15 protein-coding genes are annotated in these 17,619 nt (G+C 64.4%); 14 read left to right on the forward strand and 1 reads right to left on the reverse strand.

Annotated features, from left to right (window positions below; translation table 11 throughout):
- Positions 1–28: 28 nt before the first annotated feature.
- From ACS13N_RS00655 to ACS13N_RS00705, 11 genes are all read left to right on the forward strand, one after another.
- Positions 29–1,024 (forward strand): arabinose ABC transporter substrate-binding protein, encoded by a 996-nt coding sequence (locus ACS13N_RS00655; RefSeq protein ID WP_438929882.1) that lies wholly within the window; start codon positions 29–31, stop codon positions 1,022–1,024.
- Between the two features lie 33 nt (positions 1,025–1,057).
- Positions 1,058–2,584, forward strand: a complete 1,527-nt coding sequence (araG, locus tag ACS13N_RS00660) for an L-arabinose ABC transporter ATP-binding protein AraG (RefSeq protein WP_438929883.1) — start codon at positions 1,058–1,060, stop codon at positions 2,582–2,584.
- 17 nt (positions 2,585–2,601) lie between these two features.
- The gene (araH, locus tag ACS13N_RS00665; RefSeq protein ID WP_438929884.1) at positions 2,602–3,612 is read left to right on the forward strand and encodes an L-arabinose ABC transporter permease AraH; all 1,011 of its coding nucleotides are present in this window, start codon (positions 2,602–2,604) and stop codon (positions 3,610–3,612) included.
- Complete coding sequence (locus tag ACS13N_RS00670; RefSeq protein WP_438929885.1) at positions 3,609–4,520, forward strand: SMP-30/gluconolactonase/LRE family protein; 912 nt, start codon at positions 3,609–3,611, stop codon at positions 4,518–4,520. The genes araH and ACS13N_RS00670 overlap by 4 nt, the downstream gene beginning before the upstream one ends.
- Positions 4,501–5,379: an aldose 1-epimerase gene (locus ACS13N_RS00675; protein WP_438929886.1), complete on the forward strand. Its 879-nt coding sequence runs from the start codon at positions 4,501–4,503 to the stop codon at positions 5,377–5,379. The genes ACS13N_RS00670 and ACS13N_RS00675 overlap by 20 nt, the downstream gene beginning before the upstream one ends.
- A gap of 3 nt (positions 5,380–5,382) precedes the next feature.
- Positions 5,383–6,192 carry an SDR family oxidoreductase gene (locus ACS13N_RS00680; RefSeq protein WP_438929887.1) on the forward strand — a complete coding sequence of 270 codons (810 nt, stop codon included), beginning with the start codon at positions 5,383–5,385 and terminating at the stop codon, positions 6,190–6,192.
- A 3-nt stretch (positions 6,193–6,195) separates the two neighbouring features.
- The gene (locus ACS13N_RS00685) at positions 6,196–6,831 is read left to right on the forward strand and encodes a 2-dehydro-3-deoxy-6-phosphogalactonate aldolase (RefSeq protein ID WP_438929888.1); all 636 of its coding nucleotides are present in this window, start codon (positions 6,196–6,198) and stop codon (positions 6,829–6,831) included.
- Positions 6,828–7,976, forward strand: coding sequence for a galactonate dehydratase (gene dgoD / locus ACS13N_RS00690; RefSeq protein ID WP_438929889.1), 1,149 nt, complete (start codon positions 6,828–6,830; stop codon positions 7,974–7,976). Before ACS13N_RS00685 ends, dgoD begins: the two co-directional genes overlap by 4 nt.
- Positions 7,977–8,098: 122 nt before the next feature.
- Entirely contained in the window at positions 8,099–10,114 is a 2,016-nt protein-coding gene (gene tkt / locus ACS13N_RS00695; protein WP_438929890.1) for a transketolase, read from the forward strand.
- A 78-nt stretch (positions 10,115–10,192) separates the two neighbouring features.
- Positions 10,193–11,191 carry a type I glyceraldehyde-3-phosphate dehydrogenase gene (gene gap / locus ACS13N_RS00700; RefSeq protein ID WP_438929891.1) on the forward strand — a complete coding sequence of 333 codons (999 nt, stop codon included), beginning with the start codon at positions 10,193–10,195 and terminating at the stop codon, positions 11,189–11,191.
- A gap of 319 nt (positions 11,192–11,510) precedes the next feature.
- A complete protein-coding gene (locus tag ACS13N_RS00705) occupies positions 11,511–12,563 on the forward strand; it encodes a LysR family transcriptional regulator (protein WP_438929892.1) in 1,053 nt (350 codons plus the stop codon).
- A 72-nt stretch (positions 12,564–12,635) separates the two neighbouring features.
- Here ACS13N_RS00705 and fur read toward each other — a convergent pair whose 3' ends face one another.
- Positions 12,636–13,067 carry a ferric iron uptake transcriptional regulator gene (gene fur / locus ACS13N_RS00710; protein WP_021196003.1) on the reverse strand — a complete coding sequence of 144 codons (432 nt, stop codon included), beginning with the start codon at positions 13,065–13,067 and terminating at the stop codon, positions 12,636–12,638.
- A gap of 163 nt (positions 13,068–13,230) precedes the next feature.
- Here fur and ACS13N_RS00715 point away from each other — a divergent pair, with 163 nt between their 5' ends.
- The 3 genes from ACS13N_RS00715 (at position 13,231) to leuS (ending at position 17,608) form a co-directional block, all read left to right on the forward strand.
- Positions 13,231–13,890, forward strand: a complete 660-nt coding sequence (locus tag ACS13N_RS00715) for an outer membrane protein assembly factor BamE (RefSeq protein WP_438929893.1) — start codon at positions 13,231–13,233, stop codon at positions 13,888–13,890.
- A 117-nt stretch (positions 13,891–14,007) separates the two neighbouring features.
- Positions 14,008–14,799, forward strand: a complete 792-nt coding sequence (gene dapB / locus ACS13N_RS00720) for a 4-hydroxy-tetrahydrodipicolinate reductase (RefSeq protein WP_438929894.1) — start codon at positions 14,008–14,010, stop codon at positions 14,797–14,799.
- Between the two features lie 175 nt (positions 14,800–14,974).
- A complete protein-coding gene (gene leuS, locus ACS13N_RS00725; protein WP_438929895.1) occupies positions 14,975–17,608 on the forward strand; it encodes a leucine--tRNA ligase in 2,634 nt (877 codons plus the stop codon).
- Positions 17,609–17,619 lie beyond the last annotated feature (11 nt).

Consider the following 17,619-nt stretch of genomic DNA (forward strand, 5'->3'; position numbering starts at 1 on the left):
CGCCAAGACGGCGCCGAAAGGAGACAAGATGAACCAACAACGACGCGTTACCTTCAAGGCCATCGCGGCCGCCACGCTGCTCACGATCGCCGGTGGGTTTGCTCACGCGGCCGATGATGTAAAGATCGGCTTCCTGGTCAAGCAGCCGGAAGAGCCGTGGTTCCAGGACGAATGGAAGTTCGCTGATCAGGCCGCCAAGGAGAAGGGCTTCAAGCTGGTGAAGATTGGCGTGCCCAGCGGCGGCGAGGTGCTGACCGCCATCGATAACCTGGGCGCGCAGCATGCGCAGGGTTTCGTGATCTGCGTGCCGGACGTGAAGCTTGGGCCGGCAGTGGTGGCCAAGGCCAAACAGAACAACCTGAAGCTGATGACCGTGGATGACCGCCTGGTCGACGGCAGCGGCAAGCCGATCGACGCCGTACCGCACATGGGCATCTCGGCCACGAAGATCGGTGAGCAGGTGGGCGATGCCATCGCGCAGGAGATGAAGAAGCGCGGCTGGAACCTCGCCGATGTCGGTGCCATCCGCATCGCCTATGACCAGCTCCCGACCGCCAAGGAGCGTACCGACGGTGCCGTGGCTGCGCTCACCAAGGCAGGCTTTCCGGCCGCCAACGTGCTGACCAGCCCGCAAGCGAAGACGGACACGGAAGCCGCCTTCAACGCCGCCAACATCACGCTCACCAAGAACCCGAAGTTCAAGCACTGGATCGCGTTTGGCCTGAATGACGAAGCGGTACTCGGTGCGGTGCGTGCGGCGGAAGGTCATGGCGTGAAGCCGGCCGACATCATCGGCGTAGGCATCGGCGGCAGCCAATCGGCACTGAACGAATTCTCCAAGCCCGAGAAGACCGGCTTCTTCGGCACCGTGCTCATCAGCCCGAAGCGTCACGGCTACGAGACCTCGCTGAACATGTATGAGTGGATCAAGGCCAACAAGGCACCGGACCCGCTCATCCTCACCAGCGGCCGTCTGATGACGCGCGACAACGAGAAGGCCGTCCGCCAGGAAATGGGTTTGTGATCTTGCGGATGACGTTGTTGAAGGGGACTTGCCATGTCGGCGTTTCTTGAGTTTCGTGGCATCAGCAAGGTGTTTCCGGGCGTGCGGGCGCTGTCCGATGTGTCGTTCGGCATCGAATGCGGCCGCGTGCACGGCTTGCTGGGCGAGAACGGCGCGGGCAAGTCGACGCTGTTGAAGATCCTCGGCGGCGACTACCAGCCGGATGGCGGGGAGATCGTCGTCGAGGGCAAGCCGACAGCGTTCCCGACCACGCGCGCGGCGCTCGATGCCGGTATTGCCGTCATCCACCAGGAGCTGCAGACCGTGCCCGAGCTGACGGTGATGGACAACCTGCTGCTCGGCCATCTGCCGGCCAGCGGCGGGTTCATCCGCCAGCGCGAGGCCATGGCGTGGACGCGTGAACAGCTCGGCCGCATCGGCGTGGATCTGGACCCGCGCGCCAAGCTCAAGCACCTGTCGATCGGCCAGCGCCAGATGGTGGAAATCTGCAAGGCGATCCTGCGCGATGCGCGCGTGATTGCGCTGGATGAGCCGACGAGTTCGCTATCGATCCGCGAGACGGACATCCTGTTCCGTCTGGTGAAAGACCTGCGCGCGCAGGGCCGGGCGCTGATCTACATCTCGCACCGCTTGGATGAGATTTTCGAGCTGTGCGACGGCTGCACGATCTTCCGCGATGGCCGCAAGGTGGCGGATTTCCCGTCGATGGCCAACGTCACGCGCGACGAGCTGGTCGCGCAGATGGTCGGGCGCCAGATCGACGACATCTTCGATTACCGTGCGCGGCCGCTCGGCGAGGTGCGACTGCAGGTGGACGGCCTGATGGGCCCGAAGCTGGCCGAGCCCGCGAGCCTGTCGGTGCGACGCGGTGAGATCGTCGGGTTGTTCGGTCTGGTGGGTGCGGGGCGCTCGGAACTTGCGCGTCTCATCTACGGTGCCGATCGCAAGACCGCCGGCAGCATCGCGCTGGACGGCGTGCCCATCCGCGTCCGCGATGTGGCCGACGCCATCCGCCAGGGTATCGTGCTCTGCCCGGAAGACCGCAAGGAAGAGGGCATCATCGGCTGCCGCTCGGTGTCGGAGAACATCAACATCAGTTGTCGGCGCAACCAGCGGCGCTTTGGCCTGTTCGTCAACGACAAGCAGGAAGCGAAGACCGCAGACCACTACATCAACCGTCTGCGCATCAAGACGCCCAACCGCGAACAGCAGATTCGGCTGCTGTCCGGCGGCAACCAGCAGAAGGCCATCCTGGCGCGCTGGCTGGCGGAAGACGACATGCGCGTCCTCATCATCGACGAGCCCACGCGCGGCATCGACGTGGGTGCCAAGAACGAGATCTACCAGGTGCTGTACGAGCTGGCCGAGCGTGGTGTGGCCGTGTTGATGATCTCCAGCGAATTGCCGGAGATCCTCGGCGTGGCCGACCGTGTGCTGGTGATGAGCGAAGGCCGCATCGCCGGTGAATTGCCGCGCGAGCAGGCCAACGAACAAGCCGTGCTCAAGCTTGCACTGCGCCCCGAATCGGCGCCGCTGCCCACGGCACCGCTGGCTGCATGAGAACCCCGGAGTCCAAGATGTCCCAGTCTCAACGTTTGCAACATGCTGACGCCCTGGCTGCGTCGGCTCGCACCACTATGAACAAGACGCGGCTGCTCCGCCTGCTGGACGATTTCAGCCTGCCGCTGATCTTCGCCATTCTGTTTGCCGCGCTGTCGTTCTCGGTCGAGTACTTCTTCTCGTGGCAGAACATGGTGGGCCTCGCGCTCTCCGTCTCGCAGATCGGCATGGTGGCCTGCACGATGATGTTCTGCCTCGCCTCGCGCGACTTTGATCTGTCGATCGGCTCGACGGTGGCCTTTGCTGGTGTGCTCTGCGCGATGATCATCAACGCGACCGGCAGCATCGCACTGGGCATCGGCGGGAGCCTGGTGGCGGGCGCGATCATCGGCGGCGTGAACGGCTTCGTGATCGCCAGGCTGAAGATCAACGCGCTGATCACCACGCTGGCCACCATGGAAATCGTGCGCGGGCTTGCCTTCATCGCCTCGCATGGTCAGGCGGTGGGCGTGTCGGACATGGCTTTTTTCGACCTGGGCAACACCATCATCCTGGGTGTGCCGACCCCGGTATGGGTGGCGGCGCTGTGCTTTGTCGTCTTTGGCGTGCTGCTCAACAAGACGATCTACGGCCGCAATACGTTGGCGATTGGCGGCAACCCGGAAGCCGCGCGGCTGGCGGGCGTGAACGTCAACATGACGCGCATCGTCATCTTCCTGATCCAGGGTGTGATTGCCGCGCTGGCGGGCGTGATTCTGGCGGCGCGCATCACGAGCGGCCAGCCGAACGCGGCGCAGGGCTTTGAGCTGAACGTGATCTCCGCATGCGTGCTGGGCGGTGTGTCGTTGATGGGCGGCCGCGCCAGCATCAGCGGAGTGCTGGTCGGCGTGCTCATCATGGGCACGGTGCAGAACGCGATGAACCTGCTGAACATCGACGCGTTCTATCAGTACCTTGTGCGCGGCGGCATCCTGCTGGCGGCGGTACTGGTCGATCAGCTGAAGAATCGCGGCGGAGCGGAACGATGAACGCAACCACGCTCTCCGATCTGCGCTGCACGCTGGGTGAAGGCATTGTCTGGGACGACGCCCTGCGCGTGCTGTGGTGGACCGATATCCAGGAATCCTTGCTGTGGCAGCACGATCCGGCGACGGGGCAGGAGCGCCAATGGCCGTTGCCGCAGCGTGTGGGCTCGTTCGTGCTGACGGACGAACCCGGTGTGCTGATCCTCGGGCTCGCTAAGCAGGTTGCACGCTTCGATACACGAACCAGCGTGCTGGAGTGGCTTGCGCCTGTCGAACCGGATGTCGCGGGCACGCGGGTCAACGACGGGCGGGCAGACCGGTCCGGCAACTACGTTTTCGGCACCATGCATGAAGGCAGCACGGAACCCACCGGCAGCTTCTATCGCTTCACACCGCTGGGCGTGCTGCAACGCCTGGCCTTGCCCAACATCACGGTCGCCAACAGCATCGCCTTCAGCCCCGATGGCGCAACCATGTACTGGTGCGATACGCACAGTCGCCGCATCCACGCATGCGACTACGACGGCCAGACCGGCGCAGTTGGACACGTCCGTGTCTTCGCAGACTTGCGTGACGCGGATGACGGCGTGGGCCACAAAGGCTCGCCCGACGGCTCCACTGTCGATGCCGAGGGCTGCCTGTGGAATGCGGAATGGGGCGGGAACCGCCTCACGCGCTATGCGCCGGATGGGCGTGTGCTGGTGCATGTGGCGGTACCAGCTTCGCAGCCTTCATGTCCGGCATTCGGTGGCGCCGCATTGGATACGCTGTATGTCACCAGCGCCCGCGAGGGTTTGTCGGCACGCCGGCTCACTGAAGATGTGAACGCGGGCGCGGTGTTCCGACTGCCTGTTTCGAATGTGCGCGGATTGCCAGAGGCCAGGTTCGGTCATGCCTACGCTCCGGCTTGAGAACGGCGTACTGCGCGCAGACGTGCTACCCGAGTCGGGCGGTGGGCTGCTGCGCTTTGATCTGCTGCGTGGTAGTGAGGTCGTGCCCGTTTTTCGCCCGGCCCAGCTTGACGAAGCATTGCACGAGCCCAAGGCGCTGGCGTGTTACCCGCTGGTGCCGTGGTCCAACCGCATTGGTGGCGGGCGTTTCATCTTTGAGGGCCGGACCATCGAGGTGCCCCTCACGCGTGACGACGAAACCTATCCGCTGCACGGCCACGGCTGGCTGATGCCGTGGCACCAGGTGGCGAAGGGTGAGGCGTTTGTCGAGCTGGCGGCCATGGTCGACCACGGCACGCCATTCCGCTACCTCGCGCTGCAGCGCTACACGTTGGCCGGCAACACACTGCAGATTTCGCTGACGGTGCGCAACGAGGGTGCGCCGCTGCCGTTCGGGTTGGGCGTGCACCCGTTCTTCCCGCGTACGCCAGACGTGCGGCTGCACGCGAGTGCAACCGGCATGTGGCAATCCGCGCCGGACGATCTGCCTACCGTCTTGCAGGCACCGCCCCCACATGCAGATTTCCGCAAGCCCCGGCAACTGGAGCCCGGCCACACCATCAACCAAAGCTTCGAGGGCTGGGACGGCGCAGCCGACATCGTCTGGCCAAGCCGCCGCCTGTCGGTGCGGGTGACTGCCGCCACCTCGCGCTATGTGCTGTACACCCCGGCCCAGTACGACTTCTTCTGCTTTGAACCCGTCGACCACACCGTCAACGCGCACAACCTGCCCGGCTTGTCGCAAGACCACGGCCTGACCATCCTCGGCACCGGCCAGAGCCTGCAGCGCGGCTACCAATTCACCGTGACATCGATCTGACGCATGACTGTTTCTCCCACGTCCTTTCCGCCGCGCCTTGCCGGCAAGGTCGCTCTGGTGACGGGCGCCACGCAGGGCATTGGCGGCGCAATCGCCAAGCTGTTCGCGCAGCACGGCGCCCGCGTGATCGTCAACACGCTGGTGCACGACGAACGCGCCGAAGCCTTTGCCGCCGAAATTGGCAACAGCGTCGGCAACGACGACAACATCCTCCTCGTGCAGGCCGACGTGCGCCATCGCGATCAGATTGACACGATGGTCGCGGCCGGCGTCGAGCGCTTCGGCGGCATCGACGTGCTGGTCAACAACGCAGGCATCAACGTGTTCTCCGATCCGCTCAAGCTGAGCGAAGGGGATTGGGCGCGGTGTCTGTCGGTCGATCTTGAGGGGGCATGGCACTGCGCCCGCGCCGTGCTGCCGCATATGCTGGCACGCGGGGCAGGGAGTATCGTCAACATCGCCTCGGTGCACGGGCACAAGATCATCCCGGGCGCGTTTCCGTATCCAGTCGCCAAGCACGGGCTGATCGGGCTCACGCGTGCGCTCGGCATCGAATATGCGGCGCGTGGGATTCGCGTGAATTCGATCTCGCCGGGGCTGATCCTCACGCCGATTGCCGAGGCCGGTTTTGCCGCCGCGCCCGACCCCGAAGCCGAACGCCGCCGCCAAGCTGAACTCTTGCCATGCAAGCGCATTGGCGAGCCCGAAGAGGTGGCCTACACCGCGCTGTTCCTTGCCTCCGACGAGGCCCGCTTCATCAATGCGACCGACATCCTGATCGATGGCGGCCGCTCGCAGCTTTATCACGAGTAACGCATGACCTGGACCACTCACCTACCGCTGATTGCCATCCTGCGCGGCATCCGGCCCGACGAGGTATTGGCGCACACGCAAGCGCTTGTCGACGCCGGCTTTGATGCCATTGAAATCCCGCTGAACTCGCCCGATTGGGCGCAAAGCGTGCAACTGGCCGCGCGTGCATTTGGCGATCGCGCGCTGATTGGCGCCGGCACCGTGCTGAAGCCCGCCGACGTTGAACTGATGGTGGCGGCGGGCGGCAAGCTGGTCGTCACGCCGAATACGAATGCGGATGTCATCCGCGCTGCGGCTGCGCGCAAGCTCGTCACCTGCATTGGTTGCATGACGGCTACCGAGGCCTTTGTCGCACTCGATGCAGGCGCCGAAGCGCTGAAGATTTTCCCGGTCGGGAATCTCGGCCCCGGCTACGTGCGTGCGCTCAAGGCCGTGCTGCCGCCTGAGGTGCCCGTGTTCGCCGTCGGCGGTATCACGCCGGAGAACCTCGCCGACTACCTTGCCGCCGGGTGCATCGGCGCCGGGCTCGGTAGCGACCTCTATCGCCCCGGCCAGCCCGTCGAGCGCACCGCCGAGCGCGCCCACGCCTTCGTCACCGCCTACCGCTCCGTCCAATCCGACCGCACGATCCATCCATGAAAATCACCCGCCTGACCACGTACCGTCTGCCTCCGCGCTGGATGTTCCTGAAAGTCGAAACCGACGAGGGCGTCACCGGCTGGGGCGAGCCCGTCATCGAAGGCCGTGCGCGCACGGTGGAAGCGGCGGTGCATGAACTGTCCGACTACCTCATCGGCCAGGACCCGAGCCGCATCAACGACCTCTGGCAGACCATGTATCGCGCCGGCTTCTACCGCGGCGGGCCGATTCTGATGAGTGCCATCGCCGGTATCGACCAGGCGTTGTGGGACATCAAGGGCAAGGTGCTGGGCGTGCCGGTGTATGAGCTGCTCGGCGGTCTCGTGCGCGACAAGATGCGCACCTATAGCTGGGTCGGCGGTGATCGTCCTGCCGACGTGATTGCCGGCATGAAGGCGCTGCAGGCTGGTGGTTTCGACCACTTCAAGCTCAACGGCTGCGAGGAGATGGGCATCATCGACACCGCCCGCGCGGTGGATGCGGCGGTGGCGAAGGTGGCGGAAATCCGCTCGGCTTTCGGCAACACGGTCGAGTTCGGGCTCGATTTTCACGGTCGCGTTTCTGCGCCGATGGCCAAGGTGCTCATCAAAGAGCTGGAGCCGTATCGCCCTCTCTTCATTGAAGAGCCCGTGCTGGCCGAACAGGCCGAGAGCTACGCCCGCCTGGCCGCCCACACCCACCTGCCCATCGCCGCTGGCGAACGCATGTTCTCGCGCTTCGACTTCAAGCGCGTGCTGGAGGCGGGCGGGGTGTCCATCCTGCAGCCGGACCTGTCGCATGCAGGCGGCATCACCGAATGCCTGAAGATCGCCGGGATGGCCGAGGCCTACGATGTGGCGCTGGCGCCGCATTGCCCGCTTGGGCCCATCGCACTGGCCGCCTGCCTGCATATCGATTTCGTGAGTTGGAACGCCACGTTGCAGGAGCAGAGCATGGGCATCCACTACAACAAGGGCGCCGAGTTGCTTGATTACGTGCGCAATAAGGCCGATTTTGCGCTGGAAGGCGGCTATATCCGCCCGCCGCGCCTGCCCGGGCTGGGCGTGGATATTGACGAGGCCTTGGTCATCGAGCGCAGCAAGGAAGCCCCCGACTGGCGCAACCCGGTGTGGCGCCACGCCGACGGTTCCGTGGCGGAGTGGTAAGCCGGGCGCGGAAGGAGGGGCAGGGGTGGCTGCAGCCGGTTGCAGCCATCGAAAACCGACCCAGCGGGGACATCCCCGTCTGGTAAAATCGCGGTTTTCCCGCCTTCTGCCCGCAGGTTCGCATGACCGCTCCCGCACTCCACTCGAATACCACCCAGCCCACCCAATTGATGGCCAACGCCATCCGCGTGCTTGCCATGGACGCCGTCCAGCAAGCCAATTCCGGCCACCCCGGCGCGCCGATGGGCATGGCGGACATCGCCGTGGCACTGTGGAGCCGCCACCTGCGCCACAACCCGCTGAACCCCCGCTGGCCGGACCGCGACCGCTTCGTGCTGTCCAACGGCCACGGTTCGATGCTGATTTACGCGCTGCTGCACCTGACCGGCTACGACCTGCCGATGTCGGAACTGAAGAACTTCCGCCAGCTGCACAGCAAGACCGCTGGTCACCCGGAATACGGCATCACGCCGGGCGTCGAAACCACCACTGGCCCGCTGGGCCAGGGCATCACCAACGCCGTCGGCATGGCGCTGGCCGAACGCCTGCTGGGCCAGGAGTTCAACCGCCCCGGCTTTGACATCGTCAACCACCACACCTACGTCTTCCTGGGCGATGGCTGCCTGATGGAAGGCATCAGCCACGAAGCCTGTTCGCTGGCCGGCACGCTGGGCCTGAACAAGCTGATCGCGCTGTGGGACGACAACGGCATCTCGATCGACGGCGAGGTCGTGCACTGGTTCAACGACGACACCCCGAAGCGTTTCGAAGCCTACGGCTGGAACGTGATCCGCGCCGTGGACGGCCACAACGTGGACGCTGTGGACGCCGCCATCGCCGAAGCCAAGAAGTCGAACAAGCCGACGCTGATCTGCTGCCGCACCGTGATCGGCAAGGGCGCGCCCAACAAGGAAGGCGGTCACGACGTGCACGGCGCCCCGCTGGGCGGCGTGGAAATCGCTGCCGCGCGTGAAGCGCTGGCCTGGCCGCACGCCCCGTTCGAAGTCCCGCAAGCCGTGTACGACGCATGGGACGCCAAGGGTCAGGGCCAAGCCCTGGAGAAGGCCTGGAACGCGCTGTTCGATGCGTACTCCGAGCGCCACCCGGCCGAAGCCGAGCAATTCGAGCGCCGCATGCGCGGTGAACTGCCGGCCAGCTTCGAAAAGGCCGTCGACGAGTTCATCGAGAAGTGCGAACTCAAGGCGGAAACCATCGCCACCCGCAAGGCCAGCCAGAACACGCTGGAAGCCTACGGCCCGGTGCTGGGCGAGCTGCTGGGCGGCTCGGCCGACCTGACCGGCTCGAACCTGACCAACTGGAGCGGCAGCAAGGCCGTGCGCGTGGATGCCTGGGGCAACCACATCAACTACGGCGTGCGCGAGTTCGGCATGAGCGCCATCATGAACGGCATCGCGCTGCACGGCGGCTACATTCCGTACGGCGGCACGTTCCTCACGTTCTCCGACTACAGCCGCAACGCCCTGCGCATGGCCGCGCTGATGAAGATCCGCTCGATCTTCGTCTTCACGCACGATTCCATCGGCCTGGGCGAAGACGGCCCGACGCACCAGTCGATCGAGCATGTCGCCAGCCTACGCCTGATCCCGAACATGGATGTGTGGCGGACAGCCGATACCACCGAAACCGCTGTCGCCTGGGCCGCCGCCATCGAGCGCCAGAACGGCCCGAGCTGCCTGATCTTCAGCCGCCAGAACCTGCCGTTCCAGGCGCGTAACCCGGCCACGCGCGAAGCCATCGCCCGCGGCGGTTACGTGCTGCGCGATGCAGCCAATGGCAAGCCGGACGTGGTCATCATCGCCACCGGTTCGGAAGTCGGCTTGGCGGTCGGCGCGGCTGACCAACTGGCTGCCGAGGGCATCCACGCTCGCGTGGTGTCGGTGCCGGCCACCACCGTCTTCGACAAGCAGGACTCAGCCTACAAGGCCAGCGTGCTGCCGCATGGCGTGCCGCGCATTGCCGTGGAAGCGGGCGTGACGGACTTCTGGTGGAAGTACCAGGTGCAGGCTGTGGTCGGCATCGATACGTTCGGTGAGTCGGCCCCGGCGGGCGTGCTGTTCAAGCACTTCGGCTTCACCGTCGAGAACGTGGTGAACACCGCCAAGAGCGTCATTGCTTAACTGAATTTGCGCGCGCGGCACCCACGAGGTGCCGCGTTGCTTTTCATCGATTTCATTTCTGCTATCAGGAGACTGACCATGACCATCAAGATCGGCATCAACGGCTTCGGCCGCATCGGACGCATGGTGTTCCGCGCCGCCATCGCCAACTTCAAGGACGTCGAAGTCGTTGCCATCAACGACCTGCTTGAGCCCGACTACTTGGCGTACATGCTCAAGTACGACTCGGTGCACGGCCGCTTCGACGGTGAAGTCGCGGTCGACGGCAACACGCTCGTCGTCAACGGCAAGAAGATCCGTCTGACCGCCGTGAAGGACCCGGCCGAGCTGAAGTGGAGCGAAGTCGGCGCCGACGTGGTGATCGAGTCGACCGGCATCTTCCTGACCAAGGAAGGCGCACAGAAGCACATCGACGCGGGCGCCAAGAAGGTGATCATGTCGGCTCCGTCGAAGGATGACACCCCGATGTTCGTGTTCGGCGTGAACCACGAGTCGTACAAGGGCGAAGCGATCATCTCGAACGCCTCGTGCACGACCAACTGCCTGGCACCGGTTGCCAAGGTGCTGAACGACAAGTGGGGCATCAAGCGTGGCCTGATGACCACCGTGCACGCTGCCACCGCCACGCAGAAGACCGTGGACGGCCCGTCCAACAAGGACTGGCGCGGCGGCCGCGGCATCCTGGAAAACATCATCCCGTCGAGCACTGGCGCTGCCAAGGCCGTGGGCGTGGTGATCCCGCAGCTGAACAAGAAACTGACCGGCATGTCGTTCCGCGTGCCGACCTCCGACGTGTCGGTGGTCGACCTGACCGTCGAGCTGGAAAGCGCTGCCACGTACGCTGAAATCTGCGCCGAAATGAAGGCACAGAGCCAGGGCGCACTGAAGGGCGTGCTCGGCTACACGGAAGACAAGGTTGTCGCGACGGATTTCCGCGGCGATGCGCGCACTTCGATTTTCGACGCTGAAGCCGGTATCGCGCTGGACGGCACCTTCATCAAGGTCGTGAGCTGGTACGACAACGAGTGGGGCTACTCGAACAAGTGCCTGGAAATGGCCCGCGTGGTGGCCAAGTAATCCTGCGCGTTGCGGCAAGAATAACGCGCCAGCGGCGCGTTCATGATGCAAGTCAGACAATCTGAGCGGTGCATCATACAAAGGCGACATGATGGGTTTCCGGACCTGTCTGTCGCCTTTGTTATAGGCCGCAACGAAAACGTTTGCGCAGAAGCAAATTTAGGCTGCGCGCCATAGGAATTCGCTTTGAAAATCGGGGCGCGTTCCGTACACTGAACAAATACTACATTTTGACGTGGCAGCTATTTCCGCCGCGTCGGGCTGTTGCTCCGCAACGTTTGCCCATTCAGCTTTCCAACCGTCTGAGCCAAGGCGTCCCATGGTCAACGTCGATACCAAGCTGTTGGTGATTTTTGTCGAGCTGCTCAGCAAGCGGAACGCCACGTATGTCGCCGAGAAGATGCACATGACCGCGCCGGCGGTATCGCACTCGCTCGGCCGTCTGCGCGAGATCTTCGACGATCCTCTCTTTATTCGCGTCCCGCACGGTCTGACGCCCACGCCCAAGGCGCTCGAACTCGGTCCCAAGGTGCGCGAAATGCTCGACCTGTGGGCGGCTATCAACGAGGGCGATATCGCCACGTTTGACCCGGCAGAAGCCACGGGCACATTCAACGTCAGCTTTGCGGGCACGCTGGGCGATGCGCTGTTCGACCGCTTCCTGCTGCGCATCAAGCGCCTGGCGCCGGGCCTGCAGGTGCGTCTGACGGAGTCCGCCTCGTGGGAAACCGACGTGGCCGCCATGCGTTCCAACGAGCTGGACCTGGCGTTCTCGCCGTTCCCCACGCGCCATCCCGAGATCATGGAAGAGGTCGTGACCTCCTTCAACATGTGGGTTTGCGCACGCAAGGACCATCCAATTCTTGCTGAACGCTGCACGCTTGAGCAGTACCTCGAGTGCGAGCACATCTTCATTGCCCAGGGCAGCCCGGGCAACCGTGTGGCGCCGTCGCTCATTCCACTGGACTACGCCCTGCAGCAGCGCGGCCTGAAGCGCAACTCCACCATGACCGTGCACGGCTGGCGTACCCAGGCCGAGGTGGCCGCGCAGACCGACATGATCTTCACAGTGAACTCGCTGATGAAGGATCTGGTGTGTGATGCGTACAACCTGAACGCCTTCCCGCTGCCGTCGGAGCTTGAGACCGTGCTGGGCCTGAACATGCTGTGGCACCGCAGCCGCAACACGCATCCGATGCTGGTATGGGCGCGCCATCTGTTCAAGCAGGTGGTGGCCGAGTACACCGGTCAGGCGTCGGGCGCACCGGCGCATCCGCCTCTGCAGGCGGATGAATCCGGCAAGGCAGGCAGGGCCAGCAAGAACGGCAAGGGTGATGCAGAAAAGGAGGATGAGACTCGGCTGTCCGCCTGACGTCCACCGCACTCAAGCCCCAATGAAAAACGGCCGCAGACGATGCGGCCGTTCTCTTTTGCAGACGACGCCTCAGCGCTTCGGTCGGTGCGGGCAGGGCTCTTTCGTGCAATTGCCGTACAGCGACAGCGCGTGCTCCTGCAGCGCGAAGCCGCGTGCACGCGCAATGCTTTGCTGGCGCTGCTCGATCTCGGCGTCGAAGAATTCCTCCACGCGGCCGCAATCGAGGCATACGAGGTGATCGTGGTGCTTGCCCTCGTTTAGCTCGTAGATGGCCTTGCCGGACTCGAAGTTGTTGCGCGATAGCAGCCCAGCCTGCTCGAATTGCGTCAGCACGCGATAGACCGTGGCCAGGCCAATGTCCATGTGCTCGGCGAGCAGGATGCGGTACACGTCTTCAGCGCTCATGTGGCGCTCTTCGCTGGTCTGAAAGATCTCGAGGATCTTCAACCGCGGCACCGTGGCTTTCAGACCGATGTTCTTGAGGTCTGCAGGACTCGGCATGCGCCTGGCTCCCTAGAGTACAATGTTCAGATATTTCAATCATAAGGGTTTTGGCGGCAAAAGTCCTATTGGACGGGCCGGACAGGCGCATGAGATGTGCCTGGGCCGTCGCCATCCCTCTCGCACCGGGCTTGCCCCGGGACCGTTTCAAGGCCGATCGCTCATGACCTTTTCCGTTGCGCGCAGTCCTGTCCGTTTTGCCACCACTGCCGCCCGTCGTGGCGGCCTCGTGCTGGGTGCCATGCTTGCTGCATCGGCGCTGCTGGCTGGATGCGGGACCTATGACAGCACCACGCGCAAGATCGCCAATGCCATCACGCCGTATCGCATCGATATCGTGCAGGGTAACTTTGTGTCGCGCGAGCAAGCCGCGCAGTTGAAGGAAGGCATGACGCGCGATCAGGTGCGCTTCGTGCTCGGCACGCCGCTGCTGACCGACATGTTCCACGCCAACCGCTGGGACTACGTCTTCTCGTACAAGCGCGGCAACACGAACGTGGTGCAGGAACGCAAGCTGACGCTGTGGTTTGACGGTGATCGTCTGTCCAAGTGGGTGGGCGCGGATGATCTGCCGTCCGAGACCGAGCTGATTGCCGAAATCGACGGCATCAAACGCCCGAAGAAAGAGGCTGCTGAGGCCGCTGCCGCTGCGGGTGCTGCTCCGGCCGCGCGTGCGCCGTCGATTCCGTCGGCTGAAGTGAGCGACCGCGTGCAGTCGACCACCGGCTCCAAGAACAGCGTGGACGTGACGCTACCGGAGCGTCGCACCGGTGGTGGTGGCACCGATGCCGCCGTTCCGCCGCCGGCCACCCAGTCGCAGTGACGCCAGGGCGGATTAGCCAAACCGGCAACCCATCTTCAAGCGAGCGGCGGACTGGTTCCGCCGCTTGTCCGTTGTACAGACCGTTTTCTTTTTTCGCACTTTTCCGCGCTGACTGACATGAAAATCGCGATTGCAGGCGCCTCGGGCCGCATGGGCCAGATGCTGATCGACACCGTACTCCGCACGCCGGGTGCGACGCTGGCTGCGGCACTGGACCGTCCCGGCAGCGAGGCCATCGGCCAGGACGCCGGCGCCAAGCTGGGCAAGACCACAGGTGTGATCGTGACCGATAACGTGCGTGCCGGGCTGTCTCAGGCTGATGTGTTGATCGATTTCACCCGCCCGGACGCAACGCTCAACCACCTGAACATCGCACGCGAGTTGGGTACGGGTGTGGTGATCGGCACCACCGGCTTCACGGCCGAGCAGAAGGCCAGCTTCAAGACCTACGGCGAGTCGATCGGCGTGGTGTGGGCGCCCAACATGAGCGTGGGCGTGAATGCGACCTTCAAGCTGATCGAGTTGGCCGCCAAGATCCTGGCGCAAGGCTACGACGTCGAGATCATCGAAGCGCACCACAAGCACAAGATCGATGCGCCGTCGGGCACCGCGCTCAAGCTGGGCGAGATCGTGGCCGAGGCGCAGGGCACCAAGCTGGCCGACCGTGCCGTCTATGCACGCGAAGGCGAGACCGGCGCGCGCGAGCTCGGCACCATCGGTTTTGCCACGGTCCGTGGTGGCGACATCGTGGGCGACCACACCGTGCTGTTTGCGGGCGAAGGCGAGCGCATCGAGATCACGCATCGCTCCAACACGCGCCAGTCGTATGCCGAAGGTGCCGTGCGTGCGGCGGTGTTCGTGGCCGGCAAGAAGGGCCTGTACGACATGAACGACGTGCTCGGCCTGTAAGTCAGGCGAGCAGCAAAGGGCGCTGGCAGGCCTGTCCGGCGCCTTGTTTGCAGCGTCGCCATCGCCCGGATGGGATGGGTGGCGACGGTATAATCGGGCCTTTTCCGTCATTCACTTTGGCCGCGCGCGCTGCGCGAGGCTGCAATCGCTCGGGGTGCCCGGGCGTACCGTCACCATGCAAGACAAATATTCCCCGTCCGACGTTGAACAGCAGGCACAGCAGCACTGGCAGACCAAAGATGCCTACCGCGTGACCGAACACGCGCGCGCCGCTGACGGCTCGGACAAGCCCAAGTTCTACGCCTGCTCGATGCTGCCGTATCCGTCGGGCAAGCTGCACATGGGTCACGTGCGCAACTACACGATCAATGACGTGATGACGCGTCAGCTGCGCATGAAGGGGTACAACGTGCTGATGCCGATGGGCTGGGACGCCTTCGGCATGCCGGCGGAAAACGCGGCGCTCAATAACGGTGTGGCGCCGGCCGCCTGGACCTACGACAACATCGCTTACATGAAGAAGCAGATGCAGTCGATGGGCCTGGCGATCGATTGGTCGCGCGAGGTTGCTACCTGCAACCCCGACTATTACCGCTGGAACCAGTGGCTGTTCCTGAAGATGCTCGAAAAGGGCATCGCCTACCGCAAGACCGGCACCGTCAACTGGGACCCGGTTGACCAGACCGTGCTCGCCAACGAGCAGGTGATCGACGGGCGCGGCTGGCGTTCGGGGGCGGTGGTGGAAAAGCGCGAGATCCCGATGTACTACCTGCGCATCACCGAGTATGCGGAGGAGCTGCTGTCCGACTTGAACCCGCTGGGCTGGCCCGAGCGCGTCAAGCTGATGCAGCAGAACTGGATCGGCAAGAGCGAGGGCGTGCGCTTTGCGTTCCCGCACAGCATCCCCGGTGACGACGGCAAGGTGATCAACGACGGCAAGCTGTACGTCTTCACCACGCGCGCCGACACCATCATGGGCGTCACCTTCTGCGCCGTGGCCGCCGAGCACCCGATCGCCACGCATGCCGCGCAGACCAACCCCGCACTCGCCGCGTTCATCGACGAATGCAAGCACGGCAGCGTCATGGAAGCCGACATGGCGACCATGGAAAAGAAGGGCATGCCGACCGGCCTGACGGTCACGCACCCGCTCACGGGTGAATCCGTACCGGTGTGGGTCGGCAACTACGTGCTGATGACCTACGGCGACGGCGCCGTGATGGGCGTGCCCGCGCACGATGAGCGCGACTTCGCCTTCGCCAACAAGTACGGCCTGCCGATCAAGCAAGTCGTGGACGTGAAGGGCCAGCCCTACGACACGACCACCTGGGCCGAGTGGTACGCCGACAAGGAACACGGCGTACTCGTCAACAGCGGCAAGTACGACGGCCTGAATTACAAGCAAGCGGTTGATGCGGTTGCGGCTGACCTGGCCGCACAAGGCCTCGGCGAGAAGAAGACCACCTGGCGCCTGCGCGACTGGGGCATCTCGCGCCAGCGCTACTGGGGCACGCCGATCCCGCTGATCCATTGCGACAGCTGCGGCGTGGTGCCGGTGCCGGAACAAGACCTGCCGGTGCGCCTGCCCGAAGACCTCGTGCCGGACGGCACGGGCAACCCGCTCGCCAAGGATCCGCGCTTCCTGGAATGCACGTGCCCGTCGTGCGGCAAGCCCGCACGCCGTGAGACCGACACGATGGATACCTTCATCGATTCGTGCTGGTACTACATGCGCTACACGTGCCCGGACGGCGCCACCATGGTCGACGCCCGCAACGATTACTGGATGCCGATGGACCAGTACATCGGCGGCATCGAGCACGCGATCCTGCACCTGCTGTACGCGCGCTTCTGGACCAAGGTCATGCGTGACCTGGGCCTGGTCAAGTTCGATGAGCCGTTCACCAACCTGCTCACGCAGGGCATGGTGCTCAACGAGACGTACTACCGCGAAGACGCATCCGGCAAGAAGCAGTGGATCAACCCGGCGGATGTCGACGTGCAGACCGACGAACGCGGCCGCCCCGTTGGTGCCACGCTCAAGGCCGACGGCCAGCCGGTGGTGATCGGCGGTGTGGAGAAGATGTCGAAGTCGAAGAACAACGGCATCGACCCGCAAGCGCTGATCGACCAATACGGCGCCGACACCGCGCGCCTGTTCACGATGTTCGCTGCACCGCCCGAGCAGCAGCTCGAGTGGAACGATGCCGGAGTGGAAGGCGCCTCGCGCTTCCTGCGTCGCCTGTGGAACTTCGGCGTGGCGCATGGTGATGCGATTCGCGCCGGGCATGGCAACGGCGTTGTCGCTGGCGCCACGGATGCGGACCGTGCGCTGCGCCGCGAGCTCTACACCGTGCTCAAGCAAGCCAACTACGACTACGAGCGCCTGCAGTACAACACCGTCGTCTCGGCGACGATGAAGATGCTCAACGCGCTGGAAGGCGCCAAGGACGCCGGTGCCGATGCGCGCCGTGAAGGCCTGGGCATCCTGCTGCGCGTACTGTATCCAGTGGTGCCGCACATCACGCACGTGCTGTGGGCGGAACTGGGCTACGTCGGCGCCTATGGCGACCTGCTCGACGCCCCGTGGCCGCAGGTCGATGAGGCCGCGCTGGTGCAGAGCGAGATCGAACTCGTGCTGCAGGTCAACGGCAAGGTGCGCGGCAGCATCGTGGTGCCGGCCGATGCCGACCGCGCGGCCATCGAGGCGATCGCCGCCAAGGACGAGGCGGTCCAGAAATTTGCAGAAGGCAAGCCGCCCAAGAAGATCATCGTGGTGCCGGGTCGTCTGGTGAACGTGGTGGCCTGATCGGCCATCCC

The organism is Ralstonia sp. 24A2 (genome assembly GCF_051783885.1).
In the GTDB taxonomy this organism is placed as follows: Bacteria; Pseudomonadota; Gammaproteobacteria; order Burkholderiales; family Burkholderiaceae; genus Ralstonia.

Coding starts and splice junctions, on each gene's coding strand:
- araG (WP_438929883.1), top strand. CDS start 1,058: ATGTCGGCGTTTCTTGAGTTTCGTGGCATCAGCAAGGTGTTTCCGGGC.
- gap (WP_438929891.1), top strand. CDS start 10,193: ATGACCATCAAGATCGGCATCAACGGCTTCGGCCGCATCGGACGCATG.
- leuS (WP_438929895.1), top strand. CDS start 14,975: ATGCAAGACAAATATTCCCCGTCCGACGTTGAACAGCAGGCACAGCAG.
- ACS13N_RS00655 (WP_438929882.1), top strand. CDS start 29: ATGAACCAACAACGACGCGTTACCTTCAAGGCCATCGCGGCCGCCACG.
- fur (WP_021196003.1), bottom strand. CDS start 13,067: ATGCCGAGTCCTGCAGACCTCAAGAACATCGGTCTGAAAGCCACGGTG.
- ACS13N_RS00680 (WP_438929887.1), top strand. CDS start 5,383: ATGACTGTTTCTCCCACGTCCTTTCCGCCGCGCCTTGCCGGCAAGGTC.
- dapB (WP_438929894.1), top strand. CDS start 14,008: ATGAAAATCGCGATTGCAGGCGCCTCGGGCCGCATGGGCCAGATGCTG.
- ACS13N_RS00705 (WP_438929892.1), top strand. CDS start 11,511: ATGGTCAACGTCGATACCAAGCTGTTGGTGATTTTTGTCGAGCTGCTC.
- ACS13N_RS00715 (WP_438929893.1), top strand. CDS start 13,231: ATGACCTTTTCCGTTGCGCGCAGTCCTGTCCGTTTTGCCACCACTGCC.
- dgoD (WP_438929889.1), top strand. CDS start 6,828: ATGAAAATCACCCGCCTGACCACGTACCGTCTGCCTCCGCGCTGGATG.
- ACS13N_RS00685 (WP_438929888.1), top strand. CDS start 6,196: ATGACCTGGACCACTCACCTACCGCTGATTGCCATCCTGCGCGGCATC.
- tkt (WP_438929890.1), top strand. CDS start 8,099: ATGACCGCTCCCGCACTCCACTCGAATACCACCCAGCCCACCCAATTG.
- araH (WP_438929884.1), top strand. CDS start 2,602: ATGTCCCAGTCTCAACGTTTGCAACATGCTGACGCCCTGGCTGCGTCG.
- ACS13N_RS00670 (WP_438929885.1), top strand. CDS start 3,609: ATGAACGCAACCACGCTCTCCGATCTGCGCTGCACGCTGGGTGAAGGC.
- ACS13N_RS00675 (WP_438929886.1), top strand. CDS start 4,501: ATGCCTACGCTCCGGCTTGAGAACGGCGTACTGCGCGCAGACGTGCTA.